Raw genomic sequence first — 17,996 nt, 5'->3', positions numbered from 1 at the left:
TTGGCCGCCCGTCGCCGAAGGCACCCTATTGATACAACAAGGAGTGTATATGTCTGTGCAACAGCAGGATCCCCGTCATGATCCGAACCGCGTGATCCGTGCCCCGCGCGGCACCGAACTGACCGCCAAGAGCTGGCTCACCGAGGCGCCGCTGCGGATGCTGATGAACAACCTGGATCCCGAGGTGGCCGAGCATCCCCAGTCGCTGGTGGTCTATGGCGGGATTGGCCGCGCCGCCCGCAACTGGGCCTGCTTTGACAAGATCGTCGAGGTGCTGACCCGGCTCGAGGAGGATCAGACCCTGCTGGTGCAATCCGGCAAGCCGGTCGGGGTGTTCCAGACCCACAAGGATGCGCCGCGGGTGCTGATCGCCAACTCCAATCTGGTGCCGCACTGGGCCAACTGGGAGCACTTCAACGAGCTCGATAAGAAAGGCTTGATGATGTACGGCCAGATGACTGCGGGTTCGTGGATCTACATCGGCACCCAGGGGATCGTGCAGGGCACCTACGAGACCTTCTTCGCGGTGGCCAACCAGCACTTCAACGGCTCGCCTGCGGGCCGCTGGATCCTGACCGGCGGTCTCGGTGGCATGGGCGGTGCCCAGCCGCTGGCTGCGACCATGGCCGGTTTCTCGATGATCGCCGTGGAGTGCGACGAGACCCGCATCGATTTTCGTCTGCGCACCCGTTATGTGGACAAGAAGGCTCACACTCTGGATGAGGCGTTGGCCATGATCGAAGAGGCCAGGCAGAGCGGCAGCGCCGTCTCCGTCGGCCTGCTCGGCAACGCCGCCGATGTGTTTGCCGAGCTGGTGGCCCGTGGCATCACCCCGGACGTGGTGACCGACCAGACCTCTGCCCACGACCCGGTCCACGGCTACCTGCCGCAAGGTTGGAGCGTGGCCAAGTGGCGCGAGCTGCAGCAGAGTGCCCCGCAGGAGGTGAATCTGGCTGCTCGTCGCTCCATGGCCCGTCAGGTGGAGGCGATGCTGACCCTGCAAGAGCGCGGCGCGGCGACTCTGGATTACGGCAACAACATCCGCCAGATGGCGCTGGAGGAGGGAGTGACGAACGCTTTCGATTTCCCCGGCTTCGTCCCCGCCTATATCCGCCCGCTGTTCTGCGAGGGGATCGGCCCCTTCCGCTGGGTGGCCCTCTCCGGCGATCCGGAAGATATCTACAAGACCGATCAGAAGGTGAAAGAGCTGATCCCCGATGATCCTCACCTGCACAACTGGCTCGACATGGCCCGCGAGCGCATCGCGTTTCAGGGCCTGCCGGCGCGGATCTGCTGGGTCGGGGTCAAGGATCGGGTGCGTCTCGGTCTGGCTTTCAACGAGATGGTGAAAAACGGCGAGCTGAAAGCCCCCATCGTCATTGGCCGCGACCATCTGGATTCAGGCTCGGTGGCGAGCCCGAACCGCGAGACCGAGTCGATGATGGATGGCTCCGATGCCGTCTCCGACTGGCCGCTGCTCAACGCCCTGCTCAACACTGCCGGTGGCGCGACCTGGGTGTCGCTGCACCACGGCGGCGGGGTGGGTATGGGCTTCTCCCAGCACTCCGGCGTGGTGATCGTCTGCGATGGCTCCGATGATGCGGCCCGCCGCGTGGGTCGGGTGCTGCGCAACGATCCGGCCACCGGCGTGATGCGCCATGCGGATGCGGGCTACGAGATTGCCATCAACTGTGCCCATGAGGCGAAACTGGATCTGCCGATGATTGACGGCGCCAACGGTGTCAAAGGAAAGGTGTAACACCATGTTTGAATTGACTATTACTCCGGGCGAGCTGGATCTTGCCACCCTGCGCCGTGTCAGCCGCGAGCCGGTACATGTTTCACTGGATCCGGCCGCGCTGCCGAGGATCCACGCCTCAGCTGCTGTGGTTACCAAGGTGATCGAGCAGAACCGGGTGGTGTATGGCATCAACACCGGCTTTGGCCTGTTGGCCAACACCCGCATTCCGGTGGAGCAGCTGGACGAGCTGCAGCGCTCCATCGTGCTTTCCCATGCGGCAGGGATTGGCGAGTACATGGATGACGCCACCGTACGGCTGATGATGGTGCTCAAGCTCAACTCGTTGGCGCGGGGTTTCTCCGGTATCCGGCTGACGGTGCTTGAGGCCTTGATGACCCTCATCAACGCCGAAGTCTATCCGGTGGTGCCGAAGAAGGGCTCCGTCGGTGCCTCCGGCGATCTGGCGCCGCTGGCTCATATGAGCTGCCTGCTGATCGGGGAGGGCAAGGCCCGCCACAAGGGCGAGCTGATCGACGCCGCTACTGCGCTGAAAATTGCCGGGCTCGAGCCTATCGCGCTGGCGCCCAAAGAAGGATTGGCGCTGCTCAACGGCACTCAGGCGAGCACCGCCTTCGCGCTGGAAGGGCTGTTCCATGCCGAGGATCTCTATGCCGGTGCCATCACCATAGGCGCCATGAGCGTGGAGGCTGCGCTCGGCAGCCGCCGGCCGTTCGATGCACGCATCCACGTGGTGCGTGGTCAGCGTGGCCAGATCGACGCGGCCGCCTGCTATCGCCACCTGCTGGTGGATGGCAGCGAGATCGGCATGTCCCACCACAATTGCGAGAAGGTGCAGGATCCCTACTCATTGCGCTGCCAGCCGCAGGTGATGGGGGCCTGCCTGACCCAGATCCGTCAGGCCGCCGAGGTGCTGGTGTGCGAGGCCAACGCTGTCTCCGACAACCCGCTGGTGTTTGCCGATGATGAGGAGATCATCTCCGGTGGCAACTTCCACGCAGAACCCGTGGCCTTCGCCGCCGACAATCTGGCGCTGGCCATCGCCGAAATCGGCTCGCTCTCCGAGCGGCGGATGGCACTGCTGATCGACTCGCGGATGTCCGGTCTGCCGGCATTTCTGGTCAATAACGGCGGGGTGAATTCGGGCTTTATGATCGCTCAGGTCACCTCGGCGGCGCTGGCCTCCGAGAACAAGACCCTGGCCCATCCCGCCTCGGTGGACAGCCTGCCTACGTCGGCCAATCAGGAGGATCACGTCTCCATGGCGACCTTCGCTGGCCGCCGGCTTGCCGATATGGCCGAGAACACCCGTGGCATTCTGGCGGTCGAACTGCTGGCGGCGGCACAGGGGCTCGATTTTCGCGCGCCGCTGCGCAGTACCGAGCTGATCGAGCAGGCCAAGGGACGACTGCGGGCAGAGGTGAGCTTCTACGACAAGGACAGGTACTTCGCGCCGGATATCGAGGCGGCCGCCGCCCTGTTGGGACGTGCCAGCTACAACGATCTGATTCCGGTCGGGGTGCTGCCCAGCCTGTAAGCCTTGATCCTCATTCTCTCCTGGCGGGAGAAGGGTGGGGGATGAGGGGGAAGCCGCTTCACAGACGCCGGTGACAGCCGGGAGCAGATGACAAAAGACCGCCCAATCGGGCGGTCTTGGCGTTTCTGACGTTGGTTGAACGCGGTTATTCGTGCTCGAACATCAGGAACAGATAGACCACAAACAACACCAGATGGGTCGCACCATGGAGCACATTGGTGCGGCCGCTGCTGAAGGTTACTTTACAGACCATCAAGGTCGTGACCAGCAGCACCATATCGGCGGGGGAGAGGCCGAGGCGCACCTCCTGATCCAGCATGGAGCCGATAAAGAGCACGGCAGGCACGGTGAGGGCGATGGTGGCCAGCACCGAGCCGAAGTAGAGGTTCATTGCTCGCTGCAACTGGTTGTTGAAGGCGGCCTTGATGGCGCCGACTGCTTCGGGGGCCAGCACGATGCAGGCCACGATAAAGCCGCCCAGTGCGGCGGGTGCTTCCATCACATGCACCCCGTAGTTGATGGGGATGGCTAGGGTCTTGGCCAGCAGGATCACTACCAGCAGGTAGGCGAGCAGCAGGATGGTGTGATAGACGTTGCTCTGCAGCGGGCCGTGGTGCTCCTCATAATCCTCGTGATCGCTGTCGACGAAGAAGTGGCTGTGGCTGCGGGTCTGGATCAGCAGAAAGACCCCGTAGAGCAGGATCGAGATGATGATCAACATCCACGACATGGCGCGCGACATACTGCCGATTGCACCGCCCTCGGTGAAGTTGGGCAGCACCAGACAGAGCAGGGCCAGCGGGATGATGGCCACCAGATAGGATTTCACTCCGTCCAGATTGAAGCTCTGGGTGTGGTAGCGCCAGCCGCCAAACAGCAGGGTGAAGCCCACCAGACCGGTACTCACCAGCATCACTACCGCAAACATGGTATCGCGGGCCATGGTGGGGTTGGGCTCGCCGGTCAGCATCACCGAGGAGATCATCACCACCTCCAGCGAGATGACCGAGAGGGTGAGGATCAGGGTGCCGAAGGGCTCGCCCAGCTTGATGGCGAGGGCATCGGAGTGGCGCACGACCGAGAAGATGGCCCAGGTGACGATGGCTAGCAGTGCCGCCGAAACCGGAAGATAGATTCCGAGCGGAGTTGTCTCTGTCAGCAGGTCACTGCCCAGGGTCTTGAAAAAGAGCAGGGTCAGCAGGCCAACGGGCAGGGCAATCTCTTGCCGGATAACTGTCTTCATAGGCAATGGTTCTCTATTGGGGGTCTTGACGACCGGATGACATAAACAGGTTGCTCGGTTATCGGTTGCGCAATAACCGGCTCCTTATGATAAAGGTTGTTATCCCCGTCAGGGCAGATCATTTTGTTGCTGAATGTAAATAAGGGGTGGCAGGAGCCGCTTCGATTTCACCATGGCGCCGGACCTGGGTCTGCAGGGGGATTTACCCGCCTGATGGCTGGGCTGGGCTGGGTTACGGCGCTACCGCCAGCATCAACCTGATGATGTCGAGCCGCAGGCCAAACTGTTTCGCGGCCAGATCCTGCCATCTCTGTGTTAGCTGGCCTTCTGGTGTTGCGACTGCCACTCCCGTTGCCAGTGGGTCAGTGTCTTCAGCGGCATGGGTTTGCCGAAGAAGTAGCCCTGGATCAGATAGACGCCGTGCTGGCTCAGATAGTCGACCTGCAGCTGGCTCTCGACCCCTTCGGCGATCATCTCCATGCCCGATTCCCGACCGAAGACGATGATGGCATCCAGTACGCTGCGCTTGAGGTTGTTGGTGCCTATGGTATCGACGAACATCTTGTCGATCTTGATCTGGCGGATCCCCAGGCTCTGCAGGTAGGCAAAGCCGCCGTAGCCGGTACCAAAATCATCCAGCTTGAAGTGATACCCCATCTGTTGCAGCAGGGTGATCTCCTCGGTGGCCGCCTTGATGTCGAGGATCGGCTTGCGCTCCGTCAGCTCGAAGGTGAGCCGGGTGGGTGAGGGGTTTTGGCTGTGAGCGAGCAAGGTGCGCAGCAGGGGCTGCTCGATATGGGCCGCCACCAGATTGACGCTGACCCACTGCTCCGGTGCCAGCTGCGGCAGGCCAGTGATCACCTGCTCCAGCAACTGTTCGGTCATCGGCAGGATCAGTCCCTGCTCCTCTGCATATTCGATAAAGGTGCCCGGGGGGATCAGCTCGTTTCCCCGCTGCCAGCGCAGCAGCGCCTCGAATCCCACCACTTGGTGGGTACGGGCATCCACTATCGGCTGGTACAGGGGAATAAATTCCCTGCGTATCAATCCTGTTTGCAGCAGTCCCTTGAGGGAGCGCCGATAGCTGCGCAGCAGCCAGTATGTGACGCTTAACAGGGCGCCGAGCGCGATACCGAACCAGAGACCGTAGTGATTGAGTTGGTCATGGGCATATTGCTCCAGCGCTTTTCCCGCCCAGACCGTCTGTTTGGTGAGTTCATTGGGATCGAAGAAACTGAGGCTGATATTGCTCTCTTCCTGTTTGATCTCCTTGTCGCCACGGGGAAAGTGGACTGTGCTTGCATCGTTATCCTGTCGGCTGAACTCCAGATAGAAGCAGTGGCTGCAGGGGTGTTGCAGCAGGTCGTGGCTCCAGCTGTTATCCAGCACCCAGTAGGCGAGGTTGCCGCCGGATCGGTAAAAGGCCACCAGCTCCTGCTCGGTATTATATTTGGCCACGGTGGCGGTGATCCCCAGCTTGCCAAACTTCTGCCCGCTGTTCTGGAGCTCTTTGATCAGCGGGATCTCCACCCCCAGGCTGGAGCAGCTGTTGCCGGAGGCGAGCTCCAGCCCTTGCAGGCGGATATGAGCGCTGTAGAAGCGCGGATCGCGCAGCAGCTCCATGTCTTTGGCGCCGCAGTTGAACTCAAATTGTGCCAGTTGTTTGTTGATGGCGGCATCCAGCTCCCGGTGGCGTACGGCCATGGCTCCCTTGAGCTCGGCAACCTTCTCTTCCAGCAGATGAAAGGCCATCGGCTTGGCAAACCACAGGCCGAGAAACTGGCTGCCCACGACAGGCAGGACGAACAGCAACAGAGCGATCCAGACGGGTGATTTACGCAAAGGAAGTACCTGCCAGTTTCATGAGACACAAATGGACTTAGCCATCATAGAGCATTAGTGCAATCAATTTGAGTCCGAGTTGTCACACTTGTTGATTTATTTTTTAACTACATGATTTTAAATGTGTTTATTATTAACTTTGGCTAGATTCAATCGCTGACCTGTCATAAATGACAATTGCTCAGCTTATCCGAACTGCATTAGAGTAGCCCTGCGGTTTGACTCACCGTGTGTTCAATACTCCTGTATCTGTTTTTTGTCAGTAGCACAGAGTGTTAGTTTTGATATGAGTGTTCCTTTTGGTCCCCTTTGAGGGACCATTTTTCTGTCTGTCATCCCGCCCTTTCCCGCGTCTGCAGCCCGTCATCCTTGGTATTCTCCCTCTGCTTTGGGTTATGCTTGCCCGCTTAAATTGCAGAAGCGGGATCTTCATCCATAGCTGTGGCCCGATCGCCGCTGCTACCATGAGGCGACATGGATGATGCTGGGCATACGGAAAGGCGCATGAAACTCACTACACAGCTTGTCTCATTTATCACCCTTTGCGTGATCGCAGCCATGGCGACCGTGCTGATTGGCGGGGTGTTCAGCTTTCGCGAGCTGGGCATGGAGTTGCAGCAAAAGAAGGTCGATGCGTTGGTCGAAGTGATCGACAAGCAGCTCGATGTTGCTCACGACATGGAGGATATGAGCCACTGGCTGCCCACCCTGCTGCGGGCTGCCCATGTGGTAGAGCTGGAGGTGCGCCAGAATAACCAGCGGGTCTACTGGTTCCGCGATGTGCGCAATCCGGTCGACGAGCAGCTGCTGGTGCCATACAGCCACCCGCTGCCTCATCAGGCCGGCATGCAGGCCAACTTCAAACTGGAGCGCCCCTTCAAGGAGGCGGAATACTCCATCAAGGCGATGTCCGGCATCTCGCTAGGCATTTTTATCGTGGTGTTCGGTCTCTGGTACTCCATCCGCTGGCTGCGCCAGCAGTTGCGCGGGGCCGAGCTGCTGGGCATTCGTGCCCAGCAGATCCTCGATGACAAGCTCTCCAAACTGAGTCATGACCCCGCCGAAGAGTGGCCGGTGGCCGCCAGTCAGGCCCTCGATCATCTGCTCGCCGAGCTGGCGGATGCCCGCAAGGAGCGCAGCCGCTTCGACAATTTCATTCGCAGCAACGCCTTCGTCGACAAGATGACCGGCATCGGCAACCGGCTGTTTTTCGACAACCGGCTGGAGAGCGCCATCATGGAGGCGAGCGTGATGAGCGGCGGCGTGCTGCTGATCGATCTCGCCTGTCTGGAGGAGCTGGAGGCCGATCAGTTCGAGCTGCTGGGGCATGATTTGATGATGGAGGCGAGCGCCACCATAGGTGCCTTCGTGCGCAAACACAACGGTGCCCTGCAGGCCCGCTATGCCGGTCAGGTTTTTGCGGTGTTGCTGCCCAATATGTCCGAGAGCGAGATGGTGGATAGCGCCAGCCAGCTGCTCAAGAGCCTGCAACGGCTGCACTGGCCGCAGGAGGTCAACCCGGAGACTGCGGTCTATCTCGGCGCCGTCTGTTATCAGGCACAAGACAGCCTGCTCAAGGTGCAGGAGGAGGCGGAGCTGGCCCTCAAGAGCGCCCGTCTGCAAGGGCACAACGGCTGGTTCCTCTACGAGAAGCAGCTGGATGAGGAGCAGAGCAGCAAGGGCACGGTACGCTGGCGCACCCTGATCAGCCGCCGTCTCGAAGAGCACGGCATCGAATTTTACACCCAGCCGATCCAGCAGGATCGGGGGCAGGTGGTGCTGCAGCAGGAGTTGCTCACCTATCTGCACGACGAGCAGGGGCGTGCCCTGCAGGCGGGTATTTTCATGCCGATGGCGGAGAAGGTGGGCTTGTTGCTGCAACTGGATCGGTTGGTGGCGGAGCAGACCCTCACCCTGCTGCGCCAGCGCTCCGAGCAGAGCTGCCCCATCAGCCTGACCCTCAGTGCCCAGAGCCTGCTCAACCGCGAGTTCCAGCGCTGGCTCTTCTTCGCCCTGTTCCAGCTGCCGCGCAGCACCAACGAGCGGTTGATCCTGCAACTCTCCGAATCCCAGGTGACCCGCCACTTCGAGGCGCTCAAGCGGCCGCTGCGATCCCTGCGGATGCTGGGCTGCCAGCTGGCCATCGATCATGCCGGTCAGGATGTGGTGAGCACCCAGTACATCAAGGAGTTCGAGATCAACTTCCTCAAGCTGCACCCAAGTCTGGTGCGGGAGATCCATGCCCGTCAGGTCAACCAGATGGCGGTACGCAGTCTGGTAGGCGGCTGCGCCAATACCCGCACCCGGGTGCTGGCAGTGGGGGTGGAGAGTGGCGACGAGTGGAAGATGCTGCGCCACCTCGGGGTGCATGCCGGGCAGGGCCCCTGGTTTGCCGAGCCCCAGCGGCTAGTGCTGGAACCGGCTGGTGATTGAGATAAACAACAGAGGGTCGCCTTGGGGCGACCCTCTGTTGTTTGCGATGCTGTTTGCGGTTGCCGTCAGGCGGGGCTCACAGTCGCCCCTGCTCCCGCAGCCCGGCGAGCCCTTGCATGCCGCCAGTGTGGATAAAGACGATTTTGCTGCCGGGGGCGATACGGCCCGCCACCAGCTCGCGAAACAGACCCCACATCGCCTTGCCGCTGTAGATAGGCTCAAGGGGCAGATCGGTCGTGGCGCTGAAATCCTGCACCCACTGCCAGAGGGCCGGGCTGAACTTGGCATAGCCACCATCGTGGTGATCGAGCGCGATGCGCCAGCCGGGGATATGGGCCGCCGCGGGATGGAGGCGACACACCTCGTCAGCGATAAAGCCGCCTCCTTTCAGTACCGCAATGGCGAGGATCTGCTCCCGATCCCGTTTGCCGGCGATCAGGCCTGCCAGAGTGCCGCCGCTGGCGCAGGGCAGTACCCAGAGATCCGGCGAGAAGGGCACTTCGCCGACCAGTTCCGCCACCCCGGGTATGGCCAGCGGGCTGCTACCTCCTTCCGGCACGATCAGGGTATCGGGGGCATCGAATTGGGCCAGCCAGTCGGGATCCTGTCGTCGCCGGTAACTCTGGCGGTCGACAAAAACGAGATCCATGCCCCAGCGCCGGGCATCCCGCAGGGTAGAGTTACTGACGGCGTCATATTCGCCCCGTATGATACCGGTAGTACGAAGACCAGATTGGCACCCCGCTGCCGCCAGCGCGTGGATATGATTGGAGTAGGCGCCGCCAAACGAGAGCAGATGCCGTTTGCCGTGCTCTTTGGCATGCAGCAGGTGGTACTTGAGCTTGCGCCACTTGTTGCCGGAGATGGCTGGATGGATCAGATCATCCCGCTTGCACCACAGCTCGACACCATAGCGGGTCAGCAACGGATGGTGGAGGCGTTGCAGGGGGGAAGGGAGGATGGCTTGACCCTCTGATTCGGCGGAAAGGCTGGCTTGCAATGGTGAGTCCGTCTTTTAATCTGGAGGCTAATCTGCTGTTTATGTTAATATTTCATACATTTAATCACTATTGATGGGCGGGCTTACATGAAACAACTGTTCAGACGGTCGACGCCAAGCCGCCAGGTCGGGCTCTTGCTGGCCAATGACAGGATCATGCTGGCTGCGGTGGGGAATCCCCCCGTCTTCGCGACGCGCACCATCAACGGCCCACAGGAGTGGGCAGTGGCCATGAACGAGCTGTTCAGCCGTCATGGGCTGGCCAAGTCTACGGTGCGGGTGGCCCTCGCCGCCAGCCTTTATCAACAGATCCAGATCGACAAGCCTGCCGTGCCTGACGCCGAGATGGCGGGGGCGCTCCCCTGGGCCATCAAGGATTATGTCAGCGAACCCGTGCTGCAACTGGCGATGGATTATGTGGACTTGCCCACCCCGCCTGCCGGTCGCCCTCGCATCAATGTGATTTGCTTGCCCAAGAGCCGGGTTCAACAGCTGGCCGATGCCATCAATGGCATCGCTACCCTGCAATCCATCATCAGCGACGAATTGGCGCTCACCTCTCTCTATGACGCGGATGACACGGTGCGCATGCTGCTGTGGCAGCCCAAGGGGCAGGATCTGCAACTGCTGGTCTTCCATCAGGGCGGGCTCTGCTTCTCCCGCCAGCTGCGCGGTTTTAGCAGCCTGACTGGCGAACATGAGCCGGACAGCATGCTGCTCGATTCGCTGGCGCTGGAGATCCAGCGCTCCCTCGACTATCTGGCGGGCCAGCTGAAGTTGCCCGAGCTGGGGCAGATGCAGTTTGCCGTCGCCTCGCCCTTTATCGGTACCCTGGTGCGCCACATGGAGCAGACCTTCGGCTTTGCCGTCTCGGCCATGGCCAACAAGGGGGTGCTGGCTGGCGTCGAATACCTCTCGGCCTATGCCGCCGCCATCGGGGAGGATGCGTGATGAAACGTCAGATAAACCTCTATGGCGCCGAGTTTCGTCCCAAACGGCAGTGGGCCAGCCTCAATCAGATGGCGCTGGTATGGGGCTTTGCGCTGCTGCTGATCCTGTTGACGGGGGTCGGTTACAGCTGGCAGCAGCAGCAGGTCAGCCGGGCGCTGGCGCAGCGCTCTGCCGAGCTGGAACTCAAACGCAGTGAGGCGCAGCGGCTCGATGCCGAGCTGGCGCGCCATCAGGCTGATCCCCGGTTGCAACAGCAACTGGTCAACAAGCAGGATGAGCTGACGGCCAAGCAGGGGCTGATGCGCCAATTGGGCAGCCTGACCCTGCAAAAATCCCAGGGCTACGCCAGCGTGATGGCGGATCTCTCCCGCATTCGCAACAGCAACCTCTCGTTGCAGCGCATCGAGATCAACGAAGGGCGGATCAACCTCTCCGGCTTTGCCGGACGCAGTCAGGATGTGCCGGCTTGGGTCAACCGCTTCAAGCAGACCCCGAGTCTGGTAGGCAAGGAGTTTGGTGAACTGACCCTCGGCCGTGACAAGGAGGGTCGCCTGACCTTCCAGTTGAGCGGCATTGCGCGGGAGAAACCCTGATGAACCTGAAAACACAATGGCAGGCATGGGGCCAGCGTATCGCCGTGTTGAGCCAGCGAGAGCGGGTGTTGATCCTGCTGACTGGTCTGGTGCTGCTGGGCGCGGCCGGACTCTACGGCTGGCTCGATGGCGCCGATACTCGCCTGCAGCAGGATCGCATGGCCCTGAGCGCCGCCGAGCGCGACCTCGAGATCATGGAGCTGGAAAACCTCGGCAAACAGGCCCGGCTCAAGCGGGATCCCAATCAGGGAGTTCGCGACCAGCTGGTGCAGGTCGAGGCGGATCTGGCCCGGATCGACGATGAGCTCAAGGCCCAGACCGTCGATCTGATCCCGGCGCACGAGATGCCGCTGGTGCTGGAGGCGCTGCTCTCCCGCTCCGCCAACCTTCACATGCTGGCCCTCAGTTCGCTGGAGCCGACCCCGCTGATGGCGGGGGAGCAGAAGGTCAATCTCTACAAGCATGGTATCCGGCTTCAGCTTGAAGGCGGCTATTTCGATGTGTATCAATATCTTAAAGCGCTGGAAGCCTTGCCGCGTCACTTCTACTGGAAGCAGTTCGACTATCAGGTCAAAGCCTATCCCGGCGCGGTGGTGAAGATGGAGATCTACACCCTGAGTACCAGCAAGGAGTTTATCCGTGGCTAGAGTGTTTGCGTTGTGCTGTTGCCTGTTCAGCTTGCTGGTACAGGCGGAGCAGGTCGAAGTATTGCAGGATCCCACCGCGCCGCTGGTGGATGTGGCGGTTGGCGCCCGTGCGACCGGCGAGAGCAGCGCCGGTTTGCCGAAGCTGCAGAGTGTGGTGCTGGGCAATGGCCCGGCACTGGCGGTACTCAATGGCAAGAGTTATCGGGTCGGACAACAGGTGGACGGCTATACGCTGGTGGCCATCAATGCCGATGCCGTGGTGCTGGAAAAGGCGGGAAAACGCCATGCGGTAACACTGTTTGCCAGCAAGATCCGGGTTTGAGTCGTGCTTGCCTCTCGAGAGGTGAATCGGCTTTATCGAGTTTAATTGCAAGTCAGGGTGCCCTAATTACATGAAAAAACACCGTCTCTGTCTGATCACCGTGGCCATGATGGCTGCAGGCTGTACCACGTATCAGCACCCCGAGCCGACCCAGGCGAAGGATGCTCTCAAACAGGCCATGAACGAACAGCAGAAACAGGCTGCCCCTCTGACCGCGTTGCCCAAATCGGTGCAAAGTGAATTGCTGCAGCTGAACCGGCCGCAGATGCCGGTCGGCATGCCGGAGAAGCGGCTGCGTATCGCGGCTCACGATGTGGAGGCGGTGGAGTTTTTCGGTTCCCTGTTCAAGGGCTCCCGCTACAGCGTGGCGGTTCACCCCGGGGTGGCCGGGCTGGTCTCCGTCGAGCTCAAGGATGTGACTCTGCCAGAGGTGCTGGCGGTGGTGGGCGACATGTACGGCTTCGACGTGCAGCGCAAGGGCAATGTCTTCCATATCTATCCGGCGGGTCTGCGTACCGAAACCATCCCGGTCAACTACCTGATGATGTCCCGTCGTGGCCTCTCCCGCACCTCGGTCAGCACCGGCGGGGTGACTTCTAGTGAGAACAACTCAAACAACAGCGGGTTGAATTCCAACAGCAATACCGAAATATCATCTAGCCAGAATGGCACAGGTATTTCGAGTAATACCAATACTCAAACCACATCGAATGGTACCCAGATTGAGACTGATACCAACAGTGATTATTGGACCGACCTACGTGACACTTTGCAAACACTGATTGGAAATGGTGATGGTCGGGCTGTCATTACCAGCCCACAGGCAGGCTTGGTCACTATTCGTGCCTATCCGAAAGAGCTAAAAGCAGTCCGTGAATTCCTGACTCAATCCGAAAGCCATTTAAAACGTCAGGTCGTACTCGAAGCGCGAATTATGGAAGTAGCTCTTAGTGAAGGTTATGAGCAGGGGGTAGATTGGAGCGGTTTGACAGCTAGTTGGGATGGAAATAAAGGTATTCCCAAGGTTGCTCAACCTAAGCTGGTGGCTCCGGGGGCTACTCCAGAGTACAACTTGCTGAATGGAGGAGGATCCCTTGGCGAGAGTCTGGTTGGTGCAGTAAATCCGATCTTTAACGCAATTGGTGGAGGGGCTGGTTTCACTATTACTGACGGCAACTTTAACGTGGCGGTCAACTTGCTCAAGACTCAGGGGGATGTGAATACCCTCTCCAGCCCCCGCGTCACTGCGACAAACAATCAGAAGGCTGTGATCAAGGTCGGGACGGACGAGTACTTCGTCACCAATGCGACGACGACGATTACCTCAACCACAACAGGGACTGAGCGGACGCCAAATGTTGAGTTGACCCCCTTCTTCTCAGGTATCGCGCTGGACGTAACGCCACAGATCGATGAAGAGGGCAAGGTGTTGCTTCATATCCATCCGTCAGTGATTGATACCGAAGAACAAAACAAAACCATCGATCTGGGCACCACGGGAGGCAAGATGACCCTGCCGCTCGCCAAGAGCTCGATCCGCGAGTCGGATACCGTGGTGCAGGCCAATAACGGTGACATCATCGTTATCGGCGGCCTGATGAAGACCGACAAGCAGGAGATCGTCAGCAAGGTGCCGTTGCTGGGGGATATTCCCTGGGTGGGTGAAGCCTTTACCAACCGCCGCGAGAGCACCAAGAAGGTGGAGCTGGTGATCATGCTCAAACCGACCGTGGTGGAGAAAGATACCTGGCAAAACGAGCTGCAACGCTCCTCCGAACTGCTCGACAAGTGGTATCCGGCCAAGGGCTGACCCATGACACCAGATGCGGTCACCCTTATCCCGAACGGCCTGTGCTGCCTTGCCAGCACAGGCTGCTTGCTTGCCGTGGCAGGTGAGGTCTCATGTACCTGACCCACTTCGGCCTGCAGGAGGCACCGTTCAGCCTTACTCCCAATACCGGCTTCTACTACGGCCTGCCGCCTCACGAAGAGGCGCAGCAGGTGCTCAACTGGGCGCTGGCGCAGGGGGAGGGTTTTATCAAGGTGACCGGCGAGGTGGGTACCGGCAAGACCCTGCTCTGCCGCAAGCTGCTCAGCGAGCTGGGTTCGGAAGCGCGTCCGGTGCGGCTTGCCTGGTTGCCCAATCCCCATCTCACTCCGGCCGAGCTGCGCATCGCGCTGGCGCTGGAGCTGGGGTTGGCGGTACGGGATCAGAGCGAACTGGATCTGACCGATCGTATCCATCGTCACCTGATCAGCCTGTACCAGCAGGGCAGTCGGGTGGTGGTGCTGATCGACGAGGCGCAAGCGCTGCCGGACGAGACGCTGGAGGCGATCCGCCTGTTCGGCAATCTCGAGACCGAATCGAGCAAGCTGCTGCAGATCGTGCTGTTCGGTCAGCCGGAGCTGGATGCCAGACTGGCCAAGCCGCATCTGCGCCAACTGCGCCAGCGGATTGGCTTCTCCTACTGCCTGCGGCCGCTGCGTTTTGACGAGACCCGCGCCTATCTGGAGCACAGATTGCATGTCTCCGGTTACCGCGGGGCACCGCTGTTTGCAGGTCGCGCCATGCGTCTGTTGTGGCGCGCATCGCGAGGGATCCCGAGACTGATCAATATCCTGGCGCAGAAGTGCCTGATGCTGGCCTATGGTCAGGGTGTGCGTCAGGTCGATAGCCGTCTGGTACGGCTCGCCATTCGCGATACCGACGATGCCCGCCGCTTTGCGCCACGGCGCTGGTGGCCCCTGTTACTGTTGCTGGGGTGCGCCCTGGCTTATGGAGTCTGGCCATGAGCGTTATCAACCAGATGCTGAAAGATCTGGACCGGCGCCAGCAAGGATCCGAAGGTGCTGCCGTCTATATTGCCCCTGCGCGCCAGCAGGGATGGTGGATGTTGCTGCTGACCCTGATCTGCGGTCTGGCACTGGGGATCCTCGGTTGGCGAACCTGGATCTACTGGCAGCAGACCCATACCGTGACGGCTGCCAGTGAAGTGCTAGCTCCCGATGCGGTGACTCCCGATGTGGTGGCAAGGGCCGCCGCGCCCGTCAGCCAGCCCGAGCCGGTCGAGGTGGCGGCGGCGCTGCCGTTGCCAAGTCAGGATGAGGTGAATGATGAGGCCGGCGAGAGTGACTCGGATGGCATGGCCGACGGTGCGCCCTTTGATGCCTCCAGCGATGTTGACGAGTCCGAGCCGACCGATGAAGAGCTGCAGCCCGAGCTTTACGCCGAACTGGCGGCAGAGCAGCAGGCAGTCGCCAGCGCGCCGCGCAAACCGAGTGTATTGAAGATCGAGACGGTGGAGCTGTCGGCCAAGGAGCTGGCGGCACTGGCGGAGCGCAAGGCGGCGACCGCCATGGCCAAGGGAAGCCTGCGGGATGCGCAGGACAACTACTATCAGGTGCTGGCCCACGATCCCTACAATCAGGGGGCGCGCGAGCAGCTGGCGGGGCTGCTCTACGGCGAGGGCCGTCTGACCGAGGCGCGTCAGCTGCTGGAAGAGGGGATCCGGCTCGATCCCCAACAGGCCGATTTTCGTCTGCTGCTGGCCCGCCTTGCCATCAGCGAGGGGCAGCAGCAGCAGGCGCTTGGCTGGCTGTCCGGCTATCAGCCGGATCTCGCCAGTAACATGGACTACTACGCCACTTGGGCCGGGCTGACTCAGGAGCTGGGCCAGAATGCCGATGCGGCGGCGCTCTATGTGAAGCTGCTGCGTCAGCAGCCGGATCAGGGCCGCTGGTGGCTTGGCCTCGGCGTGGCCGAGGATGGTCAGGGTCACAGCCAGCGGGCGCTCGATGCCTATCGCAACGCCTTGCTGCACGGCAACCTCGGCGAGGCATCGACCAACTGGCTGGAACAACGAATTGGCCAACTAACCCCTTGATAAACAGCAGGTTCGATTAGCAAAGCCTAATCGGATGCGGCAACGGGTGTGAAGTAACAGAGATCGGAGCAAACATGGCACAACCCAGACTGAAAATGCGCCTCGGCGACCTGCTGGTACAAGAGCAGATCATCTCTGATGATCAGCTGCAGCTTGCCCTGCAGCAGCAGCGTCAGACCGGCCGCAAGCTGGGCACCACTCTCATCGACCTCGGCTTTATCAGCGAGGTGCAGCTGTTGCAGTTCCTCGCTCGCCAGCTGGATGTGCCCTTCTTCGATCTCAACAACCTCACCATCGACGCCGCCGCGGTGCCGCTGCTGCCCGAAGTGCAGGCGCGCCGTTATCGGGCGCTGGCGGTCAACCTTACCGACGACAAGGTGACGGTGGCCATGTCGGATCCGGCGGATCTGAGCGCACTGGATGCCATCGCCGCCCTGCTCAGCCCGCGCATCATGGTGCTGGCGGTGGCGCGGGAAGGGCAGCTGCTGGAGTATTTCGACCGCCTCTATCGCCGCACCCGCGAGATTGAAAGTTTCGCCGAACAGCTGCAGGAGGAGTATCAGGACTCCGGCTTCGAGCTGGGCTCCAGCAATCTGGGAGCCAACGACGAGGGGGAGGCGACGGTGGCCAAGCTGCTGCGCTCCCTGTTCGAGGATGCGGTGCAGGTAGGGGCGTCGGATATTCACATCGAACCGGACGAGAAGGTGCTGCGCATTCGCCAGCGGATCGACGGCATCCTCCACGAGAATATCCTCAACGAGGTGCGCATTGCCCAGGCGCTGGTGCTGCGCCTCAAGCTGGTGGCGGGGCTCGATATCTCCGAGAAACGCTTGCCGCAGGATGGCCGTTTCAATATGAAGGTGCGCGGTCGCGATGTGGATGTGCGGATGTCCACCATGCCGGTGCAGTATGGCGAGTCTGTGGTGATGCGTCTGCTGGATCAGTCTTCCGGCATCCTGTCGCTGACCGAGACTGGCATGCCGCCTGAGATCCTGACCCGTTTCCGTCGCCAGCTCAAACGGCCGCACGGCATGATCCTGGTGACCGGCCCGACCGGTAGCGGCAAGACCACCACCCTCTATGGCGCCCTCTCCGAGCTCAACCAGTCCAGCAACAAGATCATCACGGTAGAAGACCCGGTGGAGTATCGTCTCTCCCGCGTCAATCAGGTGCAGGTCAACCCCAAGATCGGCCTCACCTTCTCCAACGTGCTGCGATCCACCCTGCGTCAGGATCCGGACATCCTGCTGGTGGGTGAGATGCGGGACAACGAGACGGTGGAGATCGGCTTGCGTGGCGCCATCACCGGTCACCTGGTGCTGACCACCCTGCACACCAACGATGCGGTGACCAGTGCCTTGCGCCTTATCGACATGGGGGCGCCCGGCTATCTGGTGGCGAGCGCCCTGCGGGCTGTGGTCGCCCAGCGGTTGGTGCGGCGGGTATGTGAGCACTGCGTCGAGGAGAAGGCGCCCGACGAAGGGCAGGCCACCTGGCTCACCGTACTCTCCGGCGAGGTGCCTGGCCAACACAACTATCACAAGGGCCGGGGTTGCCAGAGCTGCAACTTTACCGGTTATTCCGGCCGGATCGGGGTCTACGAGCTGCTGGAGCTGGATCAGCCGATGATGGATGCCCTGCGCCGCAACGATGCGGAAGGGTTCGCCAAGGCGGCCCGTCAACACGAACACTACCGGCCGCTTGCCCTCACCGCCCTCGATTATGCCCGTCAGGGGATCACCTCGGTGGATGAGGTGCTGCGACTGGCCGAGGATTTGGGGTAAG

Annotated in this window: 14 protein-coding genes; 11 read left to right on the top strand and 3 right to left on the bottom strand. The window is 61.0% G+C overall.

What is annotated here, in order from left to right:
• The first annotated feature begins 49 nt into the window (after nucleotides 1-49).
• Together hutU and hutH are read left to right on the top strand one after the other, a co-directional pair.
• Complete coding sequence (gene hutU / locus ACTG2U_RS11395) at nucleotides 50-1,759, top strand: urocanate hydratase (RefSeq protein WP_439974494.1); 1,710 nt, start codon at nucleotides 50-52, stop codon at nucleotides 1,757-1,759.
• Nucleotides 1,760-1,763: 4 nt separating this feature from the next.
• Nucleotides 1,764-3,296, top strand: a complete 1,533-nt coding sequence (gene hutH / locus ACTG2U_RS11390) for a histidine ammonia-lyase (RefSeq protein ID WP_439974493.1) — start codon at nucleotides 1,764-1,766, stop codon at nucleotides 3,294-3,296.
• A gap of 145 nt (nucleotides 3,297-3,441) precedes the next feature.
• Here hutH and ACTG2U_RS11385 read toward each other — a convergent pair whose 3' ends face one another.
• Together ACTG2U_RS11385 and ACTG2U_RS11380 are read right to left on the bottom strand one after the other, a co-directional pair.
• Nucleotides 3,442-4,539, bottom strand: coding sequence for a calcium:proton antiporter (locus ACTG2U_RS11385; RefSeq protein ID WP_005348596.1), 1,098 nt, complete (start codon nucleotides 4,537-4,539; stop codon nucleotides 3,442-3,444).
• Nucleotides 4,540-4,854: 315 nt separating this feature from the next.
• Nucleotides 4,855-6,381 (bottom strand): EAL domain-containing protein, encoded by a 1,527-nt coding sequence (locus ACTG2U_RS11380; RefSeq protein WP_439974492.1) that lies wholly within the window; start codon nucleotides 6,379-6,381, stop codon nucleotides 4,855-4,857.
• Nucleotides 6,382-6,885: 504 nt separating this feature from the next.
• Between ACTG2U_RS11380 and ACTG2U_RS11375 the strand changes: the two genes are divergently transcribed.
• Nucleotides 6,886-8,814 carry an EAL domain-containing protein gene (locus ACTG2U_RS11375; protein WP_439974491.1) on the top strand — a complete coding sequence of 643 codons (1,929 nt, stop codon included), beginning with the start codon at nucleotides 6,886-6,888 and terminating at the stop codon, nucleotides 8,812-8,814.
• Between the two features lie 76 nt (nucleotides 8,815-8,890).
• Here ACTG2U_RS11375 and ACTG2U_RS11370 read toward each other — a convergent pair whose 3' ends face one another.
• Complete coding sequence (locus ACTG2U_RS11370) at nucleotides 8,891-9,814, bottom strand: 1-aminocyclopropane-1-carboxylate deaminase/D-cysteine desulfhydrase (protein WP_439974490.1); 924 nt, start codon at nucleotides 9,812-9,814, stop codon at nucleotides 8,891-8,893.
• 87 nt (nucleotides 9,815-9,901) lie between these two features.
• On the opposite strand from ACTG2U_RS11370, the gene ACTG2U_RS11365 reads away from it, so the two are divergent.
• The 8 genes from ACTG2U_RS11365 to mshE all read left to right on the top strand — a co-directional run bounded on the left by ACTG2U_RS11365 (nucleotide 9,902) and on the right by mshE (nucleotide 17,995).
• Nucleotides 9,902-10,765 carry an MSHA biogenesis protein MshI gene (locus ACTG2U_RS11365; RefSeq protein ID WP_439974489.1) on the top strand — a complete coding sequence of 288 codons (864 nt, stop codon included), beginning with the start codon at nucleotides 9,902-9,904 and terminating at the stop codon, nucleotides 10,763-10,765.
• Entirely contained in the window at nucleotides 10,765-11,358 is a 594-nt protein-coding gene (locus tag ACTG2U_RS11360; protein WP_005348605.1) for a PilN domain-containing protein, read from the top strand. Before ACTG2U_RS11365 ends, ACTG2U_RS11360 begins: the two co-directional genes overlap by 1 nt.
• Nucleotides 11,358-12,005 carry an MSHA biogenesis protein MshJ gene (locus tag ACTG2U_RS11355; RefSeq protein ID WP_439974488.1) on the top strand — a complete coding sequence of 216 codons (648 nt, stop codon included), beginning with the start codon at nucleotides 11,358-11,360 and terminating at the stop codon, nucleotides 12,003-12,005. Before ACTG2U_RS11360 ends, ACTG2U_RS11355 begins: the two co-directional genes overlap by 1 nt.
• A complete protein-coding gene (locus tag ACTG2U_RS11350; protein WP_236320268.1) occupies nucleotides 11,998-12,327 on the top strand; it encodes a SctD/MshK family protein in 330 nt (109 codons plus the stop codon). Before ACTG2U_RS11355 ends, ACTG2U_RS11350 begins: the two co-directional genes overlap by 8 nt.
• A 70-nt stretch (nucleotides 12,328-12,397) precedes the next feature.
• Nucleotides 12,398-14,137, top strand: coding sequence for a pilus (MSHA type) biogenesis protein MshL (gene mshL / locus ACTG2U_RS11345; protein WP_107682233.1), 1,740 nt, complete (start codon nucleotides 12,398-12,400; stop codon nucleotides 14,135-14,137).
• Between the two features lie 92 nt (nucleotides 14,138-14,229).
• Nucleotides 14,230-15,120, top strand: coding sequence for an ExeA family protein (locus tag ACTG2U_RS11340; protein ID WP_439974487.1), 891 nt, complete (start codon nucleotides 14,230-14,232; stop codon nucleotides 15,118-15,120).
• Nucleotides 15,117-16,211: a tetratricopeptide repeat protein gene (locus ACTG2U_RS11335; protein ID WP_439974486.1), complete on the top strand. Its 1,095-nt coding sequence runs from the start codon at nucleotides 15,117-15,119 to the stop codon at nucleotides 16,209-16,211. Before ACTG2U_RS11340 ends, ACTG2U_RS11335 begins: the two co-directional genes overlap by 4 nt.
• A gap of 74 nt (nucleotides 16,212-16,285) precedes the next feature.
• Nucleotides 16,286-17,995, top strand: a complete 1,710-nt coding sequence (gene mshE, locus ACTG2U_RS11330; RefSeq protein ID WP_439974485.1) for an MSHA fimbrial ATPase MshE — start codon at nucleotides 16,286-16,288, stop codon at nucleotides 17,993-17,995.
• Nucleotide 17,996 lies beyond the last annotated feature (1 nt).

The organism is Aeromonas sp. 95A (genome assembly GCF_051919235.1).
In the GTDB taxonomy this organism is placed as follows: domain Bacteria; phylum Pseudomonadota; class Gammaproteobacteria; order Enterobacterales; family Aeromonadaceae; genus Aeromonas; species Aeromonas veronii.
This window is presented reverse-complemented; position numbering and strand designations above follow the sequence as displayed.